Here is a 19,445-nt window from a genome sequence, read left to right as displayed (position 1 = left end):
ACAGCAAAGTTAAGATTTATGTTTAGCATAAAAAGTTTCTGCATGTTCTTTTAACATTACATCTAAATAAACTTTTACAGCGTGTACAACTTCAGGATATATAATTTGATTGAGTTCATCGCAATAAACTTTAGCTATTTCAGTAGCCAAAACCAAAGTGTTCTTAAAGTTTTGAGTAATATATTTTAAGAAATACCCATTTCCTTGAAAAGTATCATTAATTTTTGAAGTAGATTTTATTCCTTTAGGCAAAGGCATTTCTTCTAAAATTGCTCGCCAACTTTCTATTTCTTGTTTAAAACGAATTTGATCAACATTAGATGTACCTAAATTCCAAGTTGGCACTTCTCTATCCCAACGTTGCCAATTATAACTATGCATATCATAAACAATACACATGCCGAATTTATCTTCTATTTTATGTATTAAAGCATGAACAACTTTATAAAATGCAGAATGTTTTTGTAAACTTTTACTTTTCTGTTCACCTGGTAATGAAGTTTTCCAAAGTTGTTTTCCCCAGGCATCTTCATAAATTGCATTATCTGGAGCTCTATTTAAATCGTATTCAAATCGAGAATCTAAACCAGCAATAACAATCGGGTGAAATGCTATCATTTGTTTTGTACAAGGATCTTCTTCATACCAACGATCATATTCAGTATGCAAACAATTACTCCACAATTCTTTTCTAAATTGATGTCCATCATGTACTGCTCCACAAACATATGGTACATAACTATCAATCTTTATAGTAAATGAATAATCTTTTGAAACGGCTTCAAAAACCTCTTCAGAAGTAATTTTTCGAATAATTTCTTGAACTGATAATCTCTCCATTTAATTCAATATCTTTTGTAGTGTTTTAAAGATCGACTTCTCAACTTTATCTACGGTTCCATCTGCAAAAAAGACTTCTTTTATATCTTTAATTAATGCTCTTTTTTCTTCTTGAGCATATTTATGAATTACCAAATACTCTTTAATATTTTCTATAATATCTTCTTCTTTATCAAAAACAATTTGAGTATGTATTTTGTTAAATGTTCTCTCATCTACTTTAGAAAGAATATATTCTCTTTCTTCTTCTGTTTCTATGATATTACATTGTGCTGCATATAATAAAACGTATGCTTCAAACTCAGTTTTTGTCCAATCTATACTCATATTTATATTTCAATTGGTAAGTTTAGGGAACTTCCCCACTCTGTCCACGAACCGTCGTAAACAGTATAATTATTTTCTCCTGTAATCTCCAATCCTAAAGCAAGAATACAAGCTGTTATTCCTGTTCCACAAGAAAAGATAAATGATTTATTTGTAGGATTTATAGTTTTAAAAATATCCTTCAATTGACTCATAGTTTTCATCTTCCCTTTTTCTTTTAATTCTGTATGTGGTAAACTACATGAGCCTGGAATATGACCGCCTCGTAATCCTTCTCGTGGCTCCTTTACTTCTGCATAAAAACGCTCTTTAGATCTAGCATCTGCTAAACAATAATTTTTCTTTTCAATGTTCGATAAAACATCTTTAGTAAATGTTACTTTTTTGCTTTGAAATTCAGCTTTAAAATTTCCTCTATTTAGTTTAGTAGTAAATTCTTCTTGAATTGGTAAATTTTGATTTTTCCATTCAGGAAGACCACCATCTAAGACAGCAATATTACTAAAACCAAAAGTTTTGAATAAGAACCAAACCCGTGCTGAAGAATAAATTCCTAAGTCATCGTAAACTACGATACAACTATCTTTATTCACTCCTATTTCTTGAGCTTTTTCTTCAAAATAAGATGTTTCTGGAAAAGTATTAGGAAATTTACCATCTTTATCTAAAAACACTCCTTTTAAATCAAAAAATATTGCTTTAGGAATAATTTCTTTTTTAGTATTAGAAATAGTATTAGAAGTTACCTTAGGTATAGTTGCATCAAAAATAATTAAATCATTATTATCTATATTTTCATGAAGCCATTGTACAGAAACTATAGGCTTTTCTATTTGTAACATTACTAATAATTTTAAGCTTCTTCTACTCTACGCTTTAAATCTGTCATTCTTCTGAAAGAAGCATTCTTCTCTAACACTTTACTTTCTAAAAAATCGATTACTTTTTCTTGAAGTTTTACTTTTGAAACTTTATTGATATAAGTTATTCCACCAGGACTCATTACATTCACTTCAACTAACTTTCCATTAATCACATCAATTCCAACAAAATACAATCCATCCTTAACTAATTTCGGACCAATTTTTTTACATAAGATTTTCTCTGCTGGTGTTAACCGATGCTTTTCAACTCTACCTCCTGCTGTTATATTTGATCTATGATCTTTTTCTCCTGGAATACGTTTCATGGCTCCAATTGGCAATCCGTTTAACATTAAAATACGAACATCTCCTTTTTCAGCACCTTCAATATACTCCTGTAAAATTACATAATCAGAAGACCCATCACTTTTACTAATGTAGAAATCTAACAAGGAATTAATATTGCCCATTGCGGATTTTTCAATTAGAATTACTCCAGAACCTCCATACCCGTTTAAAGGTTTTAATATCATCTTATCTGAATTCGACTCTTCTATAGTTTTGATCAGATAATTCTTATTTTTCGACACGTGAGTAACAGGAATTATCTCATTATTAGGATCCTCAAAAACAGCCGTATATAATTTATTATTTGCTTCTCTCATTCCTTGAACAGAATTGATAACAAATACATCATCTTTAACTGAATCTAAAAAATTTAACATTAATGGATCTAAAGGAGGGTTTGCTCTCATAAAAATAGCATCAAACCCAGCTAAAGGCAACATTTCTTCTCTTGTTGTTGCTTTTTTATAATATGATTTTATAGAAGATGGTACTTTATCCATTCTATTAATAATTGTACAAAAAGCGTTTGTTACACTATTTCGTATTGTTAAATTAGAAGGAGTACAAATGGCAACACCATGACCTCTTTTTGCGCATTCGTAAATAAGAGTAAGAGAAGAATCTTTATCTGGATTAATCTCTTCCCAAGGATACATTAAAAAACAAATATTCATCTAAGAATTATTGATTTAGTTAGTTTATTTTTTGGTTATTATAGATTAAAAAACACCAAGTACTTTATAGAGTATTGGTGTTTATAAAATTACTATTTTTTTATTTACAAGAAAGAAATAAAAATTATTTTACTTCATCGTAATGATCATCCCAGTTTTTTGGTTTTGGTTCACCAAGTTTTCCTACTGATTTTGCTATCATTGTAGCTACAGTTGCATCACCTGTAACATTAATTACTGTTCTACACATATCCAATGGCCTATCAACAGCAAAAATTAATGCTAAACCTATAGGTAACAATTCACTTGGAAATCCTACAGATTCTAAAACAATAACTAGCATTACCATTCCTGCACTTGGAACAGCTGCAGAACCTATTGATGCTAATAAGGCAGTTAAAATGATAGTTAATTGGTTTGTAAATGTTAATCCTTCAGGCCAAATTACTTGCATTATAAAAACAGCTGCAATCCCTTGATATAAACTGGTACCATCCATATTTACTGTTGCTCCAACTGGCAATACAAAACCAGAAACTTCTTTATCCACTCCTACATGTTCTTCTACACGTTCCATAGTTACTGGTAAAGTTGCAGCACTCGAACTCGTTGAAAACGCTAATAATTGTGCTGGACTAATCTTTTGTAAAAACCATAGTGGAGATTTTTTTACATAAACTTTAATTAATAAAAGATAAAAACCTACCATTAAAGCTAAACCAAAAACAACACACATTGAATACCATAATAATTTTACTAATATTTCAGTGTCATCAAACGCAATTATAACATTAGCCAATAAAGCGAAAACAGCATAAGGAGCAAATAACATTATTAAATCTACCATCTTCATTACAACTTCATTTAATGAGTCGAAAAAACTAATTAAAGGTTTTGCTTTTTCTTCTGCAATTAATAGTAAACTAATTCCAACAAAAAGTGCGAAAAAGATCACCTGTAACATTGAAGCATTTACAAATGACTTAAAAATATTACTAGGAAAAATATCAACTAAAGCTTGTAAAGGTCCTGCTCCTCTTTGATCTGAAGCTTTTTGTAACTTATCTGCAACACCAGCATCACTTGCATATTTTTCTTTAATCTTTTCTATTGTTTCTTTGGACATTCCAACCCCTGGTTTCACTGTATTTACAATACCTAAACCTATAATAATAGCAACTAAGGTAGTAGTAACGTATATACCTAATGTTCTTAACCCCATTGATTTTATCTTAGAGATATCTTTCAAATCCGAAATACCTTTTATAAGTGATGCTAAGATCAAAGGTACTGCTATCAATTTAAGCAGATTAATGAAAATTTTTCCAAAAGGTGCAATCCAACTTGAGACAAATCCTTTACCTCCATCTATAGTATTCATTAAAAAACCGAAAATTATACCAAGAATCATTCCTATGATAATTTTCCAGTGTAATGCTAATTTCTTCATTTGTTTATTTTGGTTTGAGTAATGTTTGTAAAAATATAAAATTGAATACAATTAGCATATCTATAATTTACAAGAAAATTGTGACTTTGTTTTTGTATATTGTGTCAGTATAACTGTATAATTAATATTAAAATCAAAAAAATGGAAGGAATTTTAGACTTACTAAATAGCCCAATGGGTAAAACTATCATTAATGGAGTTGCTGGATCTACGGGACAAGATAGCAGTAAAACAGGAAGCGTTTTAACAATGGCTTTACCTGTTTTAATGAAAGCAATGCAACGTAATGCAGCTACACCTCAAGGAGCTGAAGGATTAATGGGAGCTTTAAATAAACACGATGGTGGAATATTAGACAACCTTGGTGATTTGTTTAATGGTGGTGTAAACAATGATGTAGTTAATGATGGTGGTAAAATTTTAGGACATGTTTTAGGGTCTAAACAACAAGGAGTTGAACAAGTTATTGGTCAGAAAACTGGAATGGATATTGGTGCTGTTGGAAATATTTTAAAAACTGCTGCTCCAATCTTAATGGGAGTTTTAGGAAAGCAATCAAGACAAAACGGAGTAAGCAATGCTGGTGGAATTGGTGATTTGTTAGGTGGAATGTTAGGCGGAAATAGTAATCAACAAGAACAAAGTTTCTTAGAGAAAATTTTAGATGCAGATGGTGACGGTAGTGTTATCGATGATGTTGCTGGTATGATATTAGGTGGTAGTCAGAAAAAATCTGGAGGTTTACTTGGTGGACTTTTAGGTGGTTTATTTGGTAAGAAATAAGATTCAGTTTATATAACAACAAAAGGGTAAACATGCTTGTTTACCCTTTTTCTTTTGTATACATTTGCCCTTTATTTAATTTTTTTCTGTGGATAAATTAAAAGAACGTTGGGGACTTAAAACAACTTGGGATGTAGTTGCCGTCTTAATAGTATTTGCCATTAATGGTTCATTTTCTGCTTGGGTTGCTAAACCAATTACAAGTTTTCTTGGTTTATCACCAGAAACTTTAAACCCTTGGATTTATTATCCTTTAAGAATACTATTAATATTCCCTATTTATCAAACTACTTTACCAATAGTTGGTTGGTTATTCGGTCAGTTTAAATTCTTTTGGGAATTTGAAAAGAAATTTCTATCTCGACTAGGTTTAGGTTTCTTATTCAAGAAATAACTTAAACATCAATTATTTTCTTAGTTTCTTTTTTTCCTTTTAACACATAAGTATATAGCCACATTAAAGTAAAAGTTGGTATGATATCTAATCCTGGTAAAATTTCTTCAATAAAAGAAATTGCTCCGGCTATCTTTCCTTGATTTCCTTTATACATTTTGGTCATAATATAAGCTGAAGCAGGTGCCCAAATAATATCTGTAAACTCAGCTAATACTGGAATTAAAAAAGAAGCATATCCAATAAGATCAAAAAGAATACTTAAGAATAATTTTTGGTATTTATTTTCTCTATTCATATTTGTATTTTAGTTATTTATTAACTTGAATCAAACTTCAAGCCATTATATTAGACACATTAAACTAGAAAAAGTAACACCTTTAATGGATTTTACATATTTTAAAAATCAAATAAACGCAATAAAAAACAACGATTTAGGAGGAATTACCTCTCAATTTAAATTAGTTCCTGAAATAAGAATTAAAATCTCTGAGGAAACTATTAAAAAGAGTAATCCTAGAAAAGCAGCTGTACTTTGTCTTTTTTATCCAGATTCTGAAGGAAAAACTGTTTTTTTACTTACTAAAAGAGCTAGTTATAAGGGTACACATTCTGCTCAAATTAGTTTTCCAGGAGGAAAAGCAGACGAAGAAGATAAAACTTTTGCCGATACCGCTTTACGAGAATTAGAAGAAGAAGTTGGAGTCGACAGAAATAGTGTACAACTTATTCGACAAATTTCAGATACTTATATTCCACCAAGCAATTTTATGGTAACTCCTTTCATTGGATACTTAAACAATAAACCAAACTACGTTACCAACGAAGAAGTTGCAGAAATAATTGAAGTACAACTAGATGACTTATTAGATGATTCAAAAATATCATCTGTTGAACTAGACACTTCTTACATGAAAAAAATAGCAGTTCCCTGTTTTTTATTAAATGAACAAGTGGTTTGGGGAGCTACAGCTATGATTCTATCTGAAATAAAAGATTTAATAAAAGAATCATGATTAAAAATGTTTTGTAAATTTGTTTAACTAAAGAAGTTTTTATGCCCCTGTTTAAAAGGAATCCTTTTGGCCATATCTTATTCATAAAGAGATTATTAATTCAAATTTTAGGAATTATTTCTCATGGTCGTTATAGAAGTTTTAATGAATTACAAATAGAAGGTTCAGACATATTAAGACAATTACCAGATAAAAACATATTATTCATATCTAATCATCAAACTTATTTTGCTGATGTAGCTGCTATGATTCATGTTTTTAATGCAGCCTTAAAAGGTAGAGATGATAATATTAAGAATATTGGTTACTTATGGAAACCTAAATTAAATATTTACTATGTAGCCGCAGGAGAAACTATGCGTTCTGGTTTTTTACCTAGAGTTTTTGCTTATGTAGGTTCTGTTTCTGTAGAAAGAACTTGGAGAAATGCTGGTAAAGATGTTAAAAGACAAGTAAAAATGTCTGATATCTCTAATATAGGAAAAGCATTAAACGATGGTTGGGTAATTACATTCCCACAAGGTACTACAACCCCTTTTAAACCAATACGAAGAGGAACTGCACACATTATTAAAACTTTTAAACCAACTGTTGTTCCAATTGTAATTGATGGATTCAGACGTTCTTTTGATAAAAAAGGATTAATGATTAAAAAAAGAAATGTTCTTCAATCTATGGTGATTAAAGAGCCTTTAGAAATTGATTATGAAAACGAAGATGTTGCTAGTATTGTAGAAAAAATCGAATACGCTATAGAACAACACCCTTCTTTCTTAAAAGTTTTAACTCCAGAACAGATAAAAGAAGAACAAGAATATCGAGAAAAAAGACGTTTTTGGGGACCTGATTCTGGTAAAGAGGAAGAAGAATAATTAACATATACTATAATGGGAGAAAACAAATCTATTTTAAACGAAAAATCACTTGATTTTTTAGAAAAATACTTAAATAACGCTGCTCCTACAGGATACGAGTGGGAAGGTCAGAAAATATGGATGGATTACTTAAAACCATATGTTGATGATTTTATTACCGATACATACGGTAGTGCAGTTGGAGTTATTAATCCAGATGCAAAATATAAAGTAGTAATCGAAGGGCATGCAGATGAAATTTCTTGGTATGTAAATTATATTTCAGATAACGGATTAATTTATGTCATTAGAAATGGTGGAAGTGACCACCAAATTGCACCAAGTAAAGTTGTAAATATTCACACTAAAAATGGAATTGTAAAAGGTGTGTTTGGTTGGCCTGCAATTCATACTAGAGATCGAGGAAATGAAACTCCACCAAAACCAGATAACATTTTTATAGATGTTGGATGTGCAAACAAAGAAGAAGTTGAAGCTTTAGGTGTTCATGTGGGTTGTGTAATTACATATCCAGATGAATTTCATGTATTAAACGGAGATAAATTCGTTTGTAGAGCTTTAGACAATAGAATGGGTGGTTTTATGATTGCTGAAGTTGCTCGTTTACTTCATGAGAATAAAAAAGAATTACCTTTCGGTTTATATATTACTAACTCAGTTCAAGAGGAAATAGGTTTACGTGGTGCTGAAATGATTACGCAAACTATTAAGCCAAATGTAGCCATTGTGACTGATGTAACTCATGATACTACTACTCCAATGATCGACCAAAAAAAACAAGGTCATTTAGAAATTGGTAAAGGTCCGGTTGTAGCTTATGCTCCAGCTGTACAACAAAAACTTCGTGATTTAATTATCGAAGGAGCCGAAGAAAATAATATTCCTTTCCAACGTTCTGCTTTATCTAGAGCTACCGGAACTGATACTGATGCTTTTGCTTACAGTAACGGAGGAGTTGCTTCTGCTTTAATTTCTTTACCTCTAAGATATATGCACACAACTGTAGAAATGGTTCATAGAGAAGATGTAGAGAATGTGATAAAAATGATATATCAAGCTTTATTAAAAATTGAAAGCGGAGAAGATTTCTCTTATTTCAAATAAAAATAACAGCAATATTAATTTTGTGTCATTTTGAACAAGTTTAAAAATCTCTAACGATTTTAACTAAAGTTCAAAATGACATTTTTTATTTTTATGGAAAATCAATTCAAATGAATTTAACAAATCAAAAGCATTTATTTGATCTTCCAGAAGATGTAACTTACCTGAATATAGCAAGCCTATCTCCTTCTTTCAAAAGTATTGAAGAAGCAGGACTTAGAGCTGTAAAAGAAAAAAGCAAACCTTACTTAATACCAAGTTCAGATTTCTTTAATCCTGTTACCGAGTTAAAGCAACTTTTTGCTCAACTCATTAATGTAAAGGATTATAACAGGATTGCAAACATTCCTTCTGTTTCTTACGGATTAGCAACTATTGCCCATAACATTTCTTTAAAGGAAAACAGTGAAATTGTATTAATTGAAGAACAGTTCCCTAGTAATTATTATGTTTGGGAAAAATTAGCTAAAAAACACAATGCTAAACTTAAAATAGTTCAACAAGAAATTAACGGAAAACTATGGAACGAAGCAATATTAAATGCTATAAATGATAATACTGGATTAATTGCTCTAGGAAATATTCATTGGGCAAACGGAACTATTTTTGATTTGAAAGCTATTCGTAAAAAAACCAAACAGCATAATGCACTATTAATTGTAGATGGAAGTCAATCTGTAGGAGCCTTACCTTTTTCTGTTGAAGAAATTCAACCTGATGCTATGGTTTGTGCTGGTTACAAGTGGCTTTTCGGACCTTATGGTTGTGGTTATGCCTATTTCGGATCTTATTTTGATGACGGAAATCCAATTGAAGAAAACTGGGCAAATCGATTAGGTAGCGAAAATTTAACCAATCTTACCAATTATGAATCCAACTACAAAGCATTGGCAAATCGCTATTCTGTTGGTGAACACGGAAGTTTTATTTATATCCAAATGCAAATAGCTGCGATCACTCAATTGTTAAAATGGAAAGCATCAGATCTTCAAGAATATTGCCATAAAATAACAGCATCTTCTGTTTCTCAGCTTAAAAAAGCTGGATGCGAAATTGAAGAAGATACCTATAGAGCTAAACACTTATTTGGAATTAAACTACCTGAATCTATTAACAAAAGTGCTTTAAAAGAAAGATTAGCTCATGAGAAAATATTTGTTTCTTTTAGAGGTGATTATATTCGAATTTCTTGTCATTTATACAATACTGAAGCCCATTTTGAAAAACTAACTACATGTATTCTTTCTGAAATCTCTTAATATGGATGAATTAATTGACATCGTTGATGAACAAGGAAATTATACCGGAAAAACTTGTTTAAAATCTGAAGCACATAAATACGGTTACTTCCATCCTACTGTTCATATTTGGATTTATACTACTGATCGTAAAATACTACTTCAACAAAGGGCTTTTACCAAAAAAGTTTTCCCTGGATTGTGGGATATTTCAGTAGCAGGTCATATTGGTGCAGGAGAAATTATTGAAGAAGCCGCACTTAGAGAAGTACAAGAAGAAATTGGCTATCATATTTCTCCAGAAAATTTAATTAAAATAGGAACAAGAAAACATCAAGTAAATCATCCTAATGGAATTATAGATAATGAATTTCATCATGTATTTATTGCTGAACTAAAAGTACCTGTAGAAACATTAACGATCCAAGAAAGTGAAGTAGCTGGTTTAAAATTATATGACTTAGATATTTTAAATAATACTTCTCTATATCAAAACATACTACTCCCCGAATATAGCACATATTATGAAAATGTTTTTAACGCAATTATTTCTAAATTGAAAGAGAACTAAATTAATATAGATATATTTTTAACACTTAGTCCTGTTAAAAAACCTAAACACTTTATTTAAAAGTCATCAAAAAAGAGCATTTTATACTTAAAAAAACACTTTTTTTTCTATTCTAGTTGTTATACATACACTTAACACTAAAAGCTCATTCACAAAATAATCAGTTTTATAAATTTGCCTCACAATTTAAAAACTAAAAATTTCTCCTAATGAAAAGAACTAATGTTTTTATAGTATTATTAGCTGCAATATATTTTATTAGTTGTTCTACTGAGAAACATAATTTTCCTGTTAACAAAGAATACTGGGATGTTAATGATTATGATAAAGTTATTTTCGATTTACGCTATGCCTATGAAGGTAATGAAACTAAGCCAACATTCGATAATCCTGAGCAAAGAATTGTACTTGAAAAATTAACTAACCCACAAAATTACAGAGTTCTTTTAGACAACAATAAATTAAACTTTAATCAAAAAAATAAGATTGCTTCTGATTTCTTATCACAATGGAAAAACATGAATCAAATCTATAATATTACCGATTCAAGTGATAAATATTTATATGGTAAAGAAATGCTTGAAATTTGGCAGTTTGGATTAGGGTTACAATTGGCCGCTTTCGACATAGAATTTGATCAAATTTTAGCAAATTCAAAAGATGTAAAAGACGAAGAGTTAGATGATAAAATAAAATCTCGCATTAAAAAGTTAATGATTAACTACGGAAAATACCTAAACCTAGCAACCAAAGAAAATGCATTCTATGAAAAAGAAAAAGAAACTTATGCTAATGGTATTAACACCTATTTTAAAGAGTTAATTCAAGTATATCCAGATGCTGACTATGAAAGATTGTTAAAGAAAGCTACTTCTGTTTTAGAAAAAGCTAAATCAACAACCATTAAAAAGCCTCTTAAAAACTTAATAACTTTAATTAAGACTCAGAAAAATAATAAAGAAGAAGCATAAATAAGAGTATTTTTATTACACTTTAAACACTAGTAAAATATGATTTATTTCTATTTTTACTAGTGTTTTTTTATTGATACATTAAACTTTATATACTTAAAATAAGAGTTAAAGTCATACTATCGTTTCTACAAAATAATTAACTTGAACCTTTCTAAAGAATGTATTTAAATAATGAAAGGACTACTTCAATACCACGATAATCAGATAGAAATAGAATGGGATACTTCGTCTTACATGTACAATCAACTTATAAAACATAATTCGCTAACAGGAGTTGCGAATAATATCGGAGGAGAAGTTTTCTTTTATCAATATGATTTAGATATTGAATTTGATGGAAACCAAAAAGAAATTTTTGAAGTTGGTGATGTTGTCTATTGGCGTTCTCCTAAAGAATCAGGAAAATTCGGCATCCTTTTTATGTACGGAAATACCAATTATGGAGACGGAACAAAACCCAGAACTTCTAGCCCAGGTATAAAAATAGGCACTTTTAAATCAATAGAAGACATGAGTACTATTTCTTCTAATTCGTCACTACAATTAATTTAATTTCTGTTTTCTTATGAGATTTCAACACTCGATTTTAATCAAGCTGTTCGTATTTGTAACATTATTTTTATGCTGTATTAGTTGTAAAAAAGAAGTTCAAAAAGAAATTCAGATAAACCATAGTGCTTCTACTCTTTTAGATGCTCCACCAAAATGGGCTAAGGAAGTCGTTTGGTATGAAATCGCTGTTGAACGTTTTCATAATGGAGATACAACTAATGATCCGACTTCAGAAGATATTAAAGGTTCTTATCCTGGTTTTGTTCCAAAAGGTTGGAAAATTACTCCATGGACACAAGATTGGTATAAAGATGATCCATATTTTAAAGACTATAAAAACCATAAAGATTTCTACGGAAACACATTAACTAAATTTGTAGATAAAGTTCAAATGAGACGCTACGGTGGCGATTTACAAGGTGTTTTAGATAAAATCAATTATTTAGATTCTTTAGGTGTTTCTGCCATTTATTTTAGACCACTAAACGATGCGCCTTCACTTCATAAATACGATGCAAGGAATTGGAGACATATTGATCGTAATTTTGGTCCAAATCCTCAAAAAGACATTGAAACTATTGAAAAAGAAATTCCAGATGATCCTACCACTTGGCAATTCACAGAAGCTGATAAACTATTTTTAAAAGTCATCAATGAATTTCATAAGAGAAATATTAAAGTAATTTTAGATTATTCTTGGAATCATACAGGAGAAACATTTTGGGCGTGGCAAGATGTTTTAAAAAATCAAGAAAAATCAAAATATAAAGATTGGTATTGGATTGATAAATTTGATAATCCTAAGACTCCAGAAAACGAATTTAAATATCATGGTTGGTCTGGTGTTCACGAACTTCCCGAAATTAAAGAAACACAAAAACAAGATTTATCAGTTAAGGTAAATGCTTTTGAAGGAAATGTATATAGTGAAGCTGTAAAAAATCATATTTTCAATATTACGAAACGATGGTTAGATCCAAATGGAGATGGTGATCCTTCAGATGGTGTAGATGGTTATCGATTAGATGTAGCTGGAGAAATGCCTTTAAATTTCTGGAAAGATTTTAGAAAACAAGTTCGAAATATTAATCCAGATGCATATTTATTAGGAGAAATTTGGTGGGAACAATGGCCAGACAAGCTTTTAAATCCTGAACCATTTGTTAAAGACACCATTTTTGATGCAGTGATGAATTACAGGTGGTATAGAGCATCTAGACAATTTTTTAGTGAGACTCCTAAAAATATCACCTCACAACAATTTGTAGATAGTTTGCAAATTTTTGCACATGGTATTAGAAAAGCAAATAACTATGCAATGATGAACTACACTGGAGGTTTTGATACACCAAGATTACTTACTTCCTTATTTAATAACACTCCATATAAATTCGGATGTAAAGTTCATGAAAATCATGAATATAAAATTCATAAACCTGATAATGCAACACTAGAAACTTTAAAACTTTTAATTACTCACCAACATACATATTTTGGAGCTCCACATATTTATGCAGGAGATGAAATGGGGATGTGGGGCGCAGATGATCCTTCTTGTAGAAAGCCTTTAATTTGGCCTGAATATACTTTTGAAGACGAAACTACACATCCTCTTCAACAAAAAAGACCAGTAGATAAAGTAAAGTTTAATCATAAACTTTTCGATTTTTACCAAGAAATCATAAAAGTTAGAAAAGAAAACCCTGTATTAGTTCATGGTGAAATTGAATATATAACACAAGAGAATCCAGAAGTTTTACTTTACAAACGTTATTCGAAGGATGAAGAAATTTTTGTTATTTTCAACATTGGAAATACATCAACATCAATACAACTTCCGAAGAAAAAAACAACTGAATTTTCTACTGTATTTAGTACTGCGGATTTTCAAATGAAAGAAAACAATACAACTATTTTAATTCCTAAAAGAAGTGCTGTTATTTTAAGATAAACCTCTATGGACTAAAAGTATCATAGTTTTTGTTACGACTGAAAGTTATTTTTTATATCATTTTTGCCTTTAGCTGTCAGCTATTAGCAAAGTTTTAAAAAGCTAACAGCTAAAAGCTAATTGCAGATAACATTCGATAAATGTTTTTAGAGAATGAAAGTGAAATTCACTAAAATGCAAAGTTTAAACTATTTTTGAGACCAATAAAAAATAAAAATTTATAGTATATTTCAATGAAAGGTTTAAATTTATAGATAAACAAACTAACCTTCAATATGCTATCTAAACAAGAAAAATCGGAACTCAGAGGTAAATTATTTAGACATTTAGATGGAATTGTAACCTGTCCTGCTGCTTTTGAACTTCATAAAAAAGGAATTACAGAATACTTACTCAAGCAAAAAACTGTTGATGTAACCGAACTTTCTAAAACGTTTAAAGCTAACGAAGGATATTTAAATGTAGCTCTTCGAACTTTTGCTTCACAAGGTTGGTTAACTTATGAAGTAGACAATACTTTAAATACAGTTAAAGTAAGTACAAACGAAGTTTCTGAAATTGCTTTTAATCATTTTAACATGTACAAAGAAGCAACTGAATTATTAAAATTTTCAGAACAATTTAGCTCACGAAAATTTGAAGTAAAACCTTTCTTAAAATTAGAATCTCTATTTAAAAATTTTACTCAGAATTTTGGTATTGAAATTTCTAAAGATGAAAAGGTTAAAGCAATTCAAGAACAAATTTTATCTCATATAGAAGGAATTATTGTTGGGCCTACTTTAGTTTTACTAGGAATGAGGGGAATGTTTCATAAATATTTTATGCAAACTAAATTTAAAGCTGAAGAATTCCATAAAGATCCAGAAAATTTTGGCCGATTATTAGATATACTAACGCATTTAAAATGGTTTGATAAATCTGGTGAATCTTATGAATTTACAGACACTGGTTTGTTCTTTGCTAGAAGAGCTAGTGCTTACGGAGTTACCGTTTCTTACATTCCAACACTGCGCAAACTAGATAAATTCATTTTTGGTGATCCGACAATTTTTAGATCTGAAGGAAAGGGAAATGAAGAGATTCATGTAGATAGAGAAATGAATGTTTGGGGAAGTGGTAGCGCACATGCTGCGTATTTTAAAGTTTTAGATGAAATCATTATCAATTTATTTAATAAACCGATACATGAACAACCAAAAGGAATTTTAGATGTTGGCTGTGGTAATGGAGCTTTTTTAAAGCATTTATTTAATGTCATTGAAAATAGAACTGAACGTGGTAAGATTTTAGAAGATCACCCTTTATTTCTAATTGGAGTAGATTATAATGAAGCTGCTTTAAAAATCACAAGAAAAAACTTAGTTCAAGCAGATATTTGGGCAAAAGTAATTTGGGGTGATATCGGAAATCCTGAAGCAATGTCGAAAGATTTAAACGAGAAATACGGTATAGATTTGTCCGATTTACTAAACGTACGCACATTTTTAGATCATAATCGAATTTGGGAAACTCCAAAACCGAATCCGAAATTAAAAGAAACTAACGCTACCGGAGCCTATACTCACAGAGGCGTTCGATTACATAATAATCTTGTTGTTGAATCTTTAAAACAGCATTTTAACAAGTGGAAACCTTATATTACTAAATTTGGTTTATTATTAATTGAATTACATACTTCTAAACCTGAATTAGTTGCTAAAAACTTAGGTAAAACAGCTGCAACTGCTTACGATGCAACTCATGGATATTCAGATCAATATATTATCGAAATTGAAGAATATATGAAGGCTTTAAAAGAAATTGGATTAACACCTTATGAAAATTCATCTAAAAAATTTCCAAATTCAGTATTAGCAACCGTATCAATAAATTTATTCAAGTAAAAAGTTATGACTTCAGTAAACTTAGTAGAAGAAAGAAAAGAAATTCAAAAAATTTGTATTGAAAATGGATTCCAATACGCTTCATCTTTACCATGGATTAAAGAGATTGGATTACGCCCAAAACTTGAAATTGCAAAACGATTGCATGCCATAAAAGCACTAGTTTTATGGGTTTTAGTTAATCCTGAAGATTTACCTGATAAGAAAATATTGAACTTTATTGACAATAATGATCTTAATGATTTTATCACTGAAGATGAAATGCAATATTTGTCTACTGCAAGAGGAGATCAAAATGCTATAAATTCTATCGGTTGGAAATTTGAAAATGCTTTACCATTAGCTTGGTTCTTTGGTTTTTCTGAATTACTTCCTTCAGGAGAAATGATGAATGGTGAAACTGCCAGAAGTTTATTTTTTGAATTCTGTGCTAAAATTGATGATTCAATTGAAGAATGGATGAGTAATAAACAAACTAAGAGCGAAAAAGAAATCATTTTTCAAGAAGATTTATTCTACTGTTTACATAACGCTGTAAGAAGTGCTCAATTGGGAAATAAAACCGTACCAGAAAACTTTGATCCGATCGGAAATGGTGGTGTAATTCATGAAAAAAGACATTCGCTAACTTGGATGCTTTCGGATGTAAATTGGGAAGACACAGATTTAAGTACATAAACAATACTTATATTTTCACTGCCCGACAAAGCGAGGAAAATAATTTAATGTAAATAAGTTTTGCCCCGCCCATCAAACAATGTTTCCATTACAAGAAATTAGTGTGATTTCTTGCAATTAACGTTGAATTAATCAAAAAACAGAAATTGAAGAATAAGTAATCAAAAATTAATAAACATATTAATAATTAACTACTTGCATCAAAGGTAATGATTTCAACTAAAGATAGTTAAGCTTTTTATTTTTTTAACACTAAACCCAACATAAAGAACTGAAAATCATATTCTTAAAACAAAAATCAGTAGATATTATTTTTCAGATTTTAATTGTAGAATAACTGTATTAAACAAAACAAAAAATCAGTTTAAAACACTCATTTTAAACAAAATAAAACATGAATAATTAACTCTTATTTATTGTAAGGCTTTTATATATTTTGAAGGAACTTTTTCAACTTTTTTGACTCTGTAATTTTTTCTTCTAATGCTTTAAAATCTTCTTCAGAGTTTTGCTTTTTAGGCCAAATATGAAAACCTCCGCTACAGTCTGAACCAATATTCCAAGATCCCCAAATACCATTTTCATCAACATCGCCTTTATAATTTACTTTGTGACTAGGATAAGTTTTTATCATAGTAACTGTAAATACTTCTAAATTATAATCTCCTTTCCATGAAAAATAATTAATATCGTCAGTTCCTGATCCTGAAACTTTTCCTTTTTTAAAAGTTAAGTTTATTGTCATTTTATGTTGGGCAGGTGAATGTGAATAGCAATAAAAACCTTCCCACTCTCCACTTGGTAAAAACTTATGTGACTCTAAATTTTCTTTTTTCATTTTTCAAATTTAGGAGTATCATACAACTCTTTTCCAAACTTGATTTCCTTCTCTATTTGTCGGAATAATTTTCTTGATACACTTAAAGGATGTTCTGGAAACTCTTCATCGTATATCTCTTGCTCAGATTTATTCATTCTTATTCCATCAGTAATGGTAGCATCATATGGATCATAAAACCAATTTTCTATACCTTCATCTACAAAATTAACTTCTCCTTTTGCTAATAGTTTATTAAAAATTACAGAATCTCGCACACCAGAAACTCCTACTTCCGGAGCTTGAATTTTGATTACAAAACTATAATCTTTAAACGGTATAGTATAAGAAGACAAATAAGCCATACCAGGGTTTTGAGGAAACTTCATTATCGTTTTTACGGCTTTAAACCCAGATAAATCGACAACGTCAACTTCTATTATTCCACCTTGACTATTTTTCAACATTTCTCTGTAAAATTTCCTTAGAAAATCGATATTATTTATCGTTGGAAGATCAGGTGGTATATTAAAAAAGTTTACAGAAAGTGCTTTAGTTTCTTCTTTGTTACTCCATTGATACAAACCTTCATTTTTCTGTCTTAATACCCAATTAAACGTTGGAATAGTAATGGAGTTTATATCTATTTTTTTCTTTTTCCTAAATAAATTCATCATAACAATTTACTTTTTGTATTCATTTATATTTTTATTGTGCTCTCCTAACAACTTCCTTGCATGTTTTACAAAACGCATCATTTTATCATAATCTTTTTTCTTTGAAAAAGCTTCTGGTTTGCTACTGTATGCATCTGCTGGTAACACGTAATATTCTTTATTTCCGTTAACAACAGGTTCGTGAACCCAAGTAAGGAAATAATCTGCTTTTTTAATTTTTACTTTATTGTCTTTTCCTTTTTTTAGCCATAATTTAAACACAGCTCCTCCATCCCTTGGAAAAGTACGTTGATGTGACACAAAATTCCCTAAAGAATAAACTACTAAGCTTTCTTGTTCATTTTCTTTAGTTGGTTTATGCCATTCCATAGGCTGTAAAACATGAGGATGTGCTCCTATAACAATATTTACACCTAAAGATTTAAAGTAAGCAAACATATCTTTTTGAGATTTATTTGGCAGGTCTTTATATTGATCTCCCCAGTGAACAAAAGCTATAATTTGATCTGGATTGATCGAAGAATTAATGTAATCTACATCCTTTTTAATTGTTTCTTTCTTTAAATAATTTACAACATTTGGCGCAGTAGGTTTTAATCCGTTTGTACCATATGTATAGCTAATAACAGCAATTTTAAAATTGTTTTTATCAATCACATAAGCAGGATTCTTTGTTTTTTCTACAGCACTAATAAATGTTCCTGTATGACCAATATTTAATGAATCTAGAATATGAATAGTTCGCTCTACTCCTTTTTTATGTTTATCGCACGAGTGATTGTTAGAAGTTGTTAAAATATCTACTCCTGCATTTTTAATTGCTGTAGCATATGAAGGTGGTGAACTGAATTGAGGATAACCAGAATAAGGCTTTACTCCTAAAGTAACTTCTAAGTTTCCTAGAGTTACATCTGCATTACTTAAAATTGGTTTTATTTTAGAAAAACAAGAATCGTATTCGTAAGTTTTTGTCTTTTTATTATAAGCTGCTTTTATTTGATCCATATGCCCCATAAAATCACCAATAAACAACAAACTTATTTCATCATCTTTCTTTAAAACTTTTACTTTTTTAGGAAGTTCTTTCTTTTTTTCTACCTTTTTTACTTCTTCAACAACAACTTTTTCTTCTTTAACTGTTTCTTCAACAGTTGTTTTTGTTTCTGAAGTTTGATCTTGAACTGTTTTTTTAGATGCGCAAGTATAAATTAAACTTAAAACTAATATGGAAATTATTACTCTTACTTTCTTCATACGATATAAATCATTTAGAATAGCAATATATTAAAAAGTGGGTAGTTTAAAGTTTGAAGTGTAGAAAAATTATTCCTCAGTTTCCCATTTATAAAACTTAAATATTCTTTTACAGTCTGGTTCTGATTGATAATAATTCAATTTAAAATTATCGTGAGAATAACTAAATCTCC

General features: G+C 29.8%; 21 protein-coding genes. 12 read left to right on the top strand and 9 right to left on the bottom strand.

Annotation, left to right across the window (positions count from 1 at the left end):
• Nucleotides 1–9: 9 nt before the first annotated feature.
• The 5 genes from AC2TEO_RS17135 to AC2TEO_RS17115 all read right to left on the bottom strand — a co-directional run bounded on the left by AC2TEO_RS17135 (nucleotide 10) and on the right by AC2TEO_RS17115 (nucleotide 4,502).
• Entirely contained in the window at nucleotides 10–840 is an 831-nt protein-coding gene (locus AC2TEO_RS17135; protein ID WP_442265991.1) for an N-formylglutamate amidohydrolase, read from the bottom strand.
• A complete protein-coding gene (locus AC2TEO_RS17130; RefSeq protein WP_442265990.1) occupies nucleotides 841–1,167 on the bottom strand; it encodes a hypothetical protein in 327 nt (108 codons plus the stop codon). It abuts the gene before it with no gap.
• Nucleotides 1,168–1,169: 2 nt separating this feature from the next.
• Complete coding sequence (locus tag AC2TEO_RS17125; protein ID WP_442265989.1) at nucleotides 1,170–2,009, bottom strand: sulfurtransferase; 840 nt, start codon at nucleotides 2,007–2,009, stop codon at nucleotides 1,170–1,172.
• Nucleotides 2,010–2,020: 11 nt separating this feature from the next.
• Nucleotides 2,021–3,052, bottom strand: coding sequence for a glutathione synthase (gene gshB, locus AC2TEO_RS17120; RefSeq protein ID WP_442265988.1), 1,032 nt, complete (start codon nucleotides 3,050–3,052; stop codon nucleotides 2,021–2,023).
• Nucleotides 3,053–3,176: 124 nt separating this feature from the next.
• The gene (locus tag AC2TEO_RS17115) at nucleotides 3,177–4,502 is read right to left on the bottom strand and encodes a dicarboxylate/amino acid:cation symporter (protein ID WP_442265987.1); all 1,326 of its coding nucleotides are present in this window, start codon (nucleotides 4,500–4,502) and stop codon (nucleotides 3,177–3,179) included.
• A 141-nt stretch (nucleotides 4,503–4,643) separates the two neighbouring features.
• On the opposite strand from AC2TEO_RS17115, the gene AC2TEO_RS17110 reads away from it, so the two are divergent.
• Together AC2TEO_RS17110 and AC2TEO_RS17105 are read left to right on the top strand one after the other, a co-directional pair.
• Nucleotides 4,644–5,285 (top strand): DUF937 domain-containing protein, encoded by a 642-nt coding sequence (locus AC2TEO_RS17110; RefSeq protein WP_442265986.1) that lies wholly within the window; start codon nucleotides 4,644–4,646, stop codon nucleotides 5,283–5,285.
• Between the two features lie 88 nt (nucleotides 5,286–5,373).
• Entirely contained in the window at nucleotides 5,374–5,679 is a 306-nt protein-coding gene (locus AC2TEO_RS17105) for a DUF6787 family protein (RefSeq protein WP_442265985.1), read from the top strand.
• 1 nt (nucleotide 5,680) lies between these two features.
• On the opposite strand, the gene AC2TEO_RS17100 is transcribed toward AC2TEO_RS17105, so the two are convergent.
• On the bottom strand, nucleotides 5,681–5,977 hold the full coding sequence (locus AC2TEO_RS17100) for a hypothetical protein (RefSeq protein ID WP_442265984.1): 297 nt from the start codon (nucleotides 5,975–5,977) through the stop codon (nucleotides 5,681–5,683).
• Nucleotides 5,978–6,002: 25 nt separating this feature from the next.
• Here AC2TEO_RS17100 and AC2TEO_RS17095 point away from each other — a divergent pair, with 25 nt between their 5' ends.
• From AC2TEO_RS17095 to AC2TEO_RS17050, 10 genes are all read left to right on the top strand, one after another.
• Entirely contained in the window at nucleotides 6,003–6,695 is a 693-nt protein-coding gene (locus AC2TEO_RS17095) for an NUDIX hydrolase (RefSeq protein WP_484730868.1), read from the top strand.
• 41 nt (nucleotides 6,696–6,736) lie between these two features.
• On the top strand, nucleotides 6,737–7,567 hold the full coding sequence (locus AC2TEO_RS17090; protein WP_442265982.1) for a lysophospholipid acyltransferase family protein: 831 nt from the start codon (nucleotides 6,737–6,739) through the stop codon (nucleotides 7,565–7,567).
• Nucleotides 7,568–7,582: 15 nt separating this feature from the next.
• A complete protein-coding gene (locus AC2TEO_RS17085; RefSeq protein ID WP_442265981.1) occupies nucleotides 7,583–8,674 on the top strand; it encodes a M42 family metallopeptidase in 1,092 nt (363 codons plus the stop codon).
• Nucleotides 8,675–8,784: 110 nt separating this feature from the next.
• Nucleotides 8,785–9,933, top strand: coding sequence for an aminotransferase class V-fold PLP-dependent enzyme (locus AC2TEO_RS17080; protein WP_442265980.1), 1,149 nt, complete (start codon nucleotides 8,785–8,787; stop codon nucleotides 9,931–9,933).
• A gap of 1 nt (nucleotide 9,934) precedes the next feature.
• Nucleotides 9,935–10,483 carry an NUDIX hydrolase gene (locus tag AC2TEO_RS17075; RefSeq protein ID WP_442265979.1) on the top strand — a complete coding sequence of 183 codons (549 nt, stop codon included), beginning with the start codon at nucleotides 9,935–9,937 and terminating at the stop codon, nucleotides 10,481–10,483.
• 209 nt (nucleotides 10,484–10,692) lie between these two features.
• The gene (locus AC2TEO_RS17070) at nucleotides 10,693–11,454 is read left to right on the top strand and encodes a hypothetical protein (RefSeq protein WP_442265978.1); all 762 of its coding nucleotides are present in this window, start codon (nucleotides 10,693–10,695) and stop codon (nucleotides 11,452–11,454) included.
• A 174-nt stretch (nucleotides 11,455–11,628) separates the two neighbouring features.
• The gene (locus AC2TEO_RS17065; RefSeq protein ID WP_442265977.1) at nucleotides 11,629–12,009 is read left to right on the top strand and encodes a cyclophilin-like family protein; all 381 of its coding nucleotides are present in this window, start codon (nucleotides 11,629–11,631) and stop codon (nucleotides 12,007–12,009) included.
• A 13-nt stretch (nucleotides 12,010–12,022) separates the two neighbouring features.
• Nucleotides 12,023–13,960, top strand: coding sequence for an alpha-amylase family glycosyl hydrolase (locus tag AC2TEO_RS17060; RefSeq protein ID WP_442265976.1), 1,938 nt, complete (start codon nucleotides 12,023–12,025; stop codon nucleotides 13,958–13,960).
• 275 nt (nucleotides 13,961–14,235) lie between these two features.
• Nucleotides 14,236–15,846, top strand: a complete 1,611-nt coding sequence (locus AC2TEO_RS17055; protein WP_442265975.1) for a class I SAM-dependent methyltransferase — start codon at nucleotides 14,236–14,238, stop codon at nucleotides 15,844–15,846.
• 6 nt (nucleotides 15,847–15,852) lie between these two features.
• Entirely contained in the window at nucleotides 15,853–16,524 is a 672-nt protein-coding gene (locus AC2TEO_RS17050; RefSeq protein WP_442265974.1) for a DUF4272 domain-containing protein, read from the top strand.
• Nucleotides 16,525–16,951: 427 nt separating this feature from the next.
• Here the strand turns inward: AC2TEO_RS17050 and AC2TEO_RS17045 are convergent, their stop codons facing one another.
• From AC2TEO_RS17045 to AC2TEO_RS17035, 3 genes are read right to left on the bottom strand one after another with little or no spacing between them, the layout of a single operon-like run.
• Complete coding sequence (locus AC2TEO_RS17045; RefSeq protein WP_442265973.1) at nucleotides 16,952–17,362, bottom strand: hypothetical protein; 411 nt, start codon at nucleotides 17,360–17,362, stop codon at nucleotides 16,952–16,954.
• Nucleotides 17,359–18,018, bottom strand: coding sequence for a hypothetical protein (locus AC2TEO_RS17040; RefSeq protein ID WP_442265972.1), 660 nt, complete (start codon nucleotides 18,016–18,018; stop codon nucleotides 17,359–17,361). The genes AC2TEO_RS17045 and AC2TEO_RS17040 overlap by 4 nt, the downstream gene beginning before the upstream one ends.
• A 6-nt stretch (nucleotides 18,019–18,024) precedes the next feature.
• Nucleotides 18,025–19,272, bottom strand: a complete 1,248-nt coding sequence (locus tag AC2TEO_RS17035; RefSeq protein WP_442265971.1) for a CapA family protein — start codon at nucleotides 19,270–19,272, stop codon at nucleotides 18,025–18,027.
• Nucleotides 19,273–19,445 lie beyond the last annotated feature (173 nt).

It is taken from the genome of Tenacibaculum aquaeponti (assembly GCF_057221555.1).
This window is presented reverse-complemented; position numbering and strand designations above follow the sequence as displayed.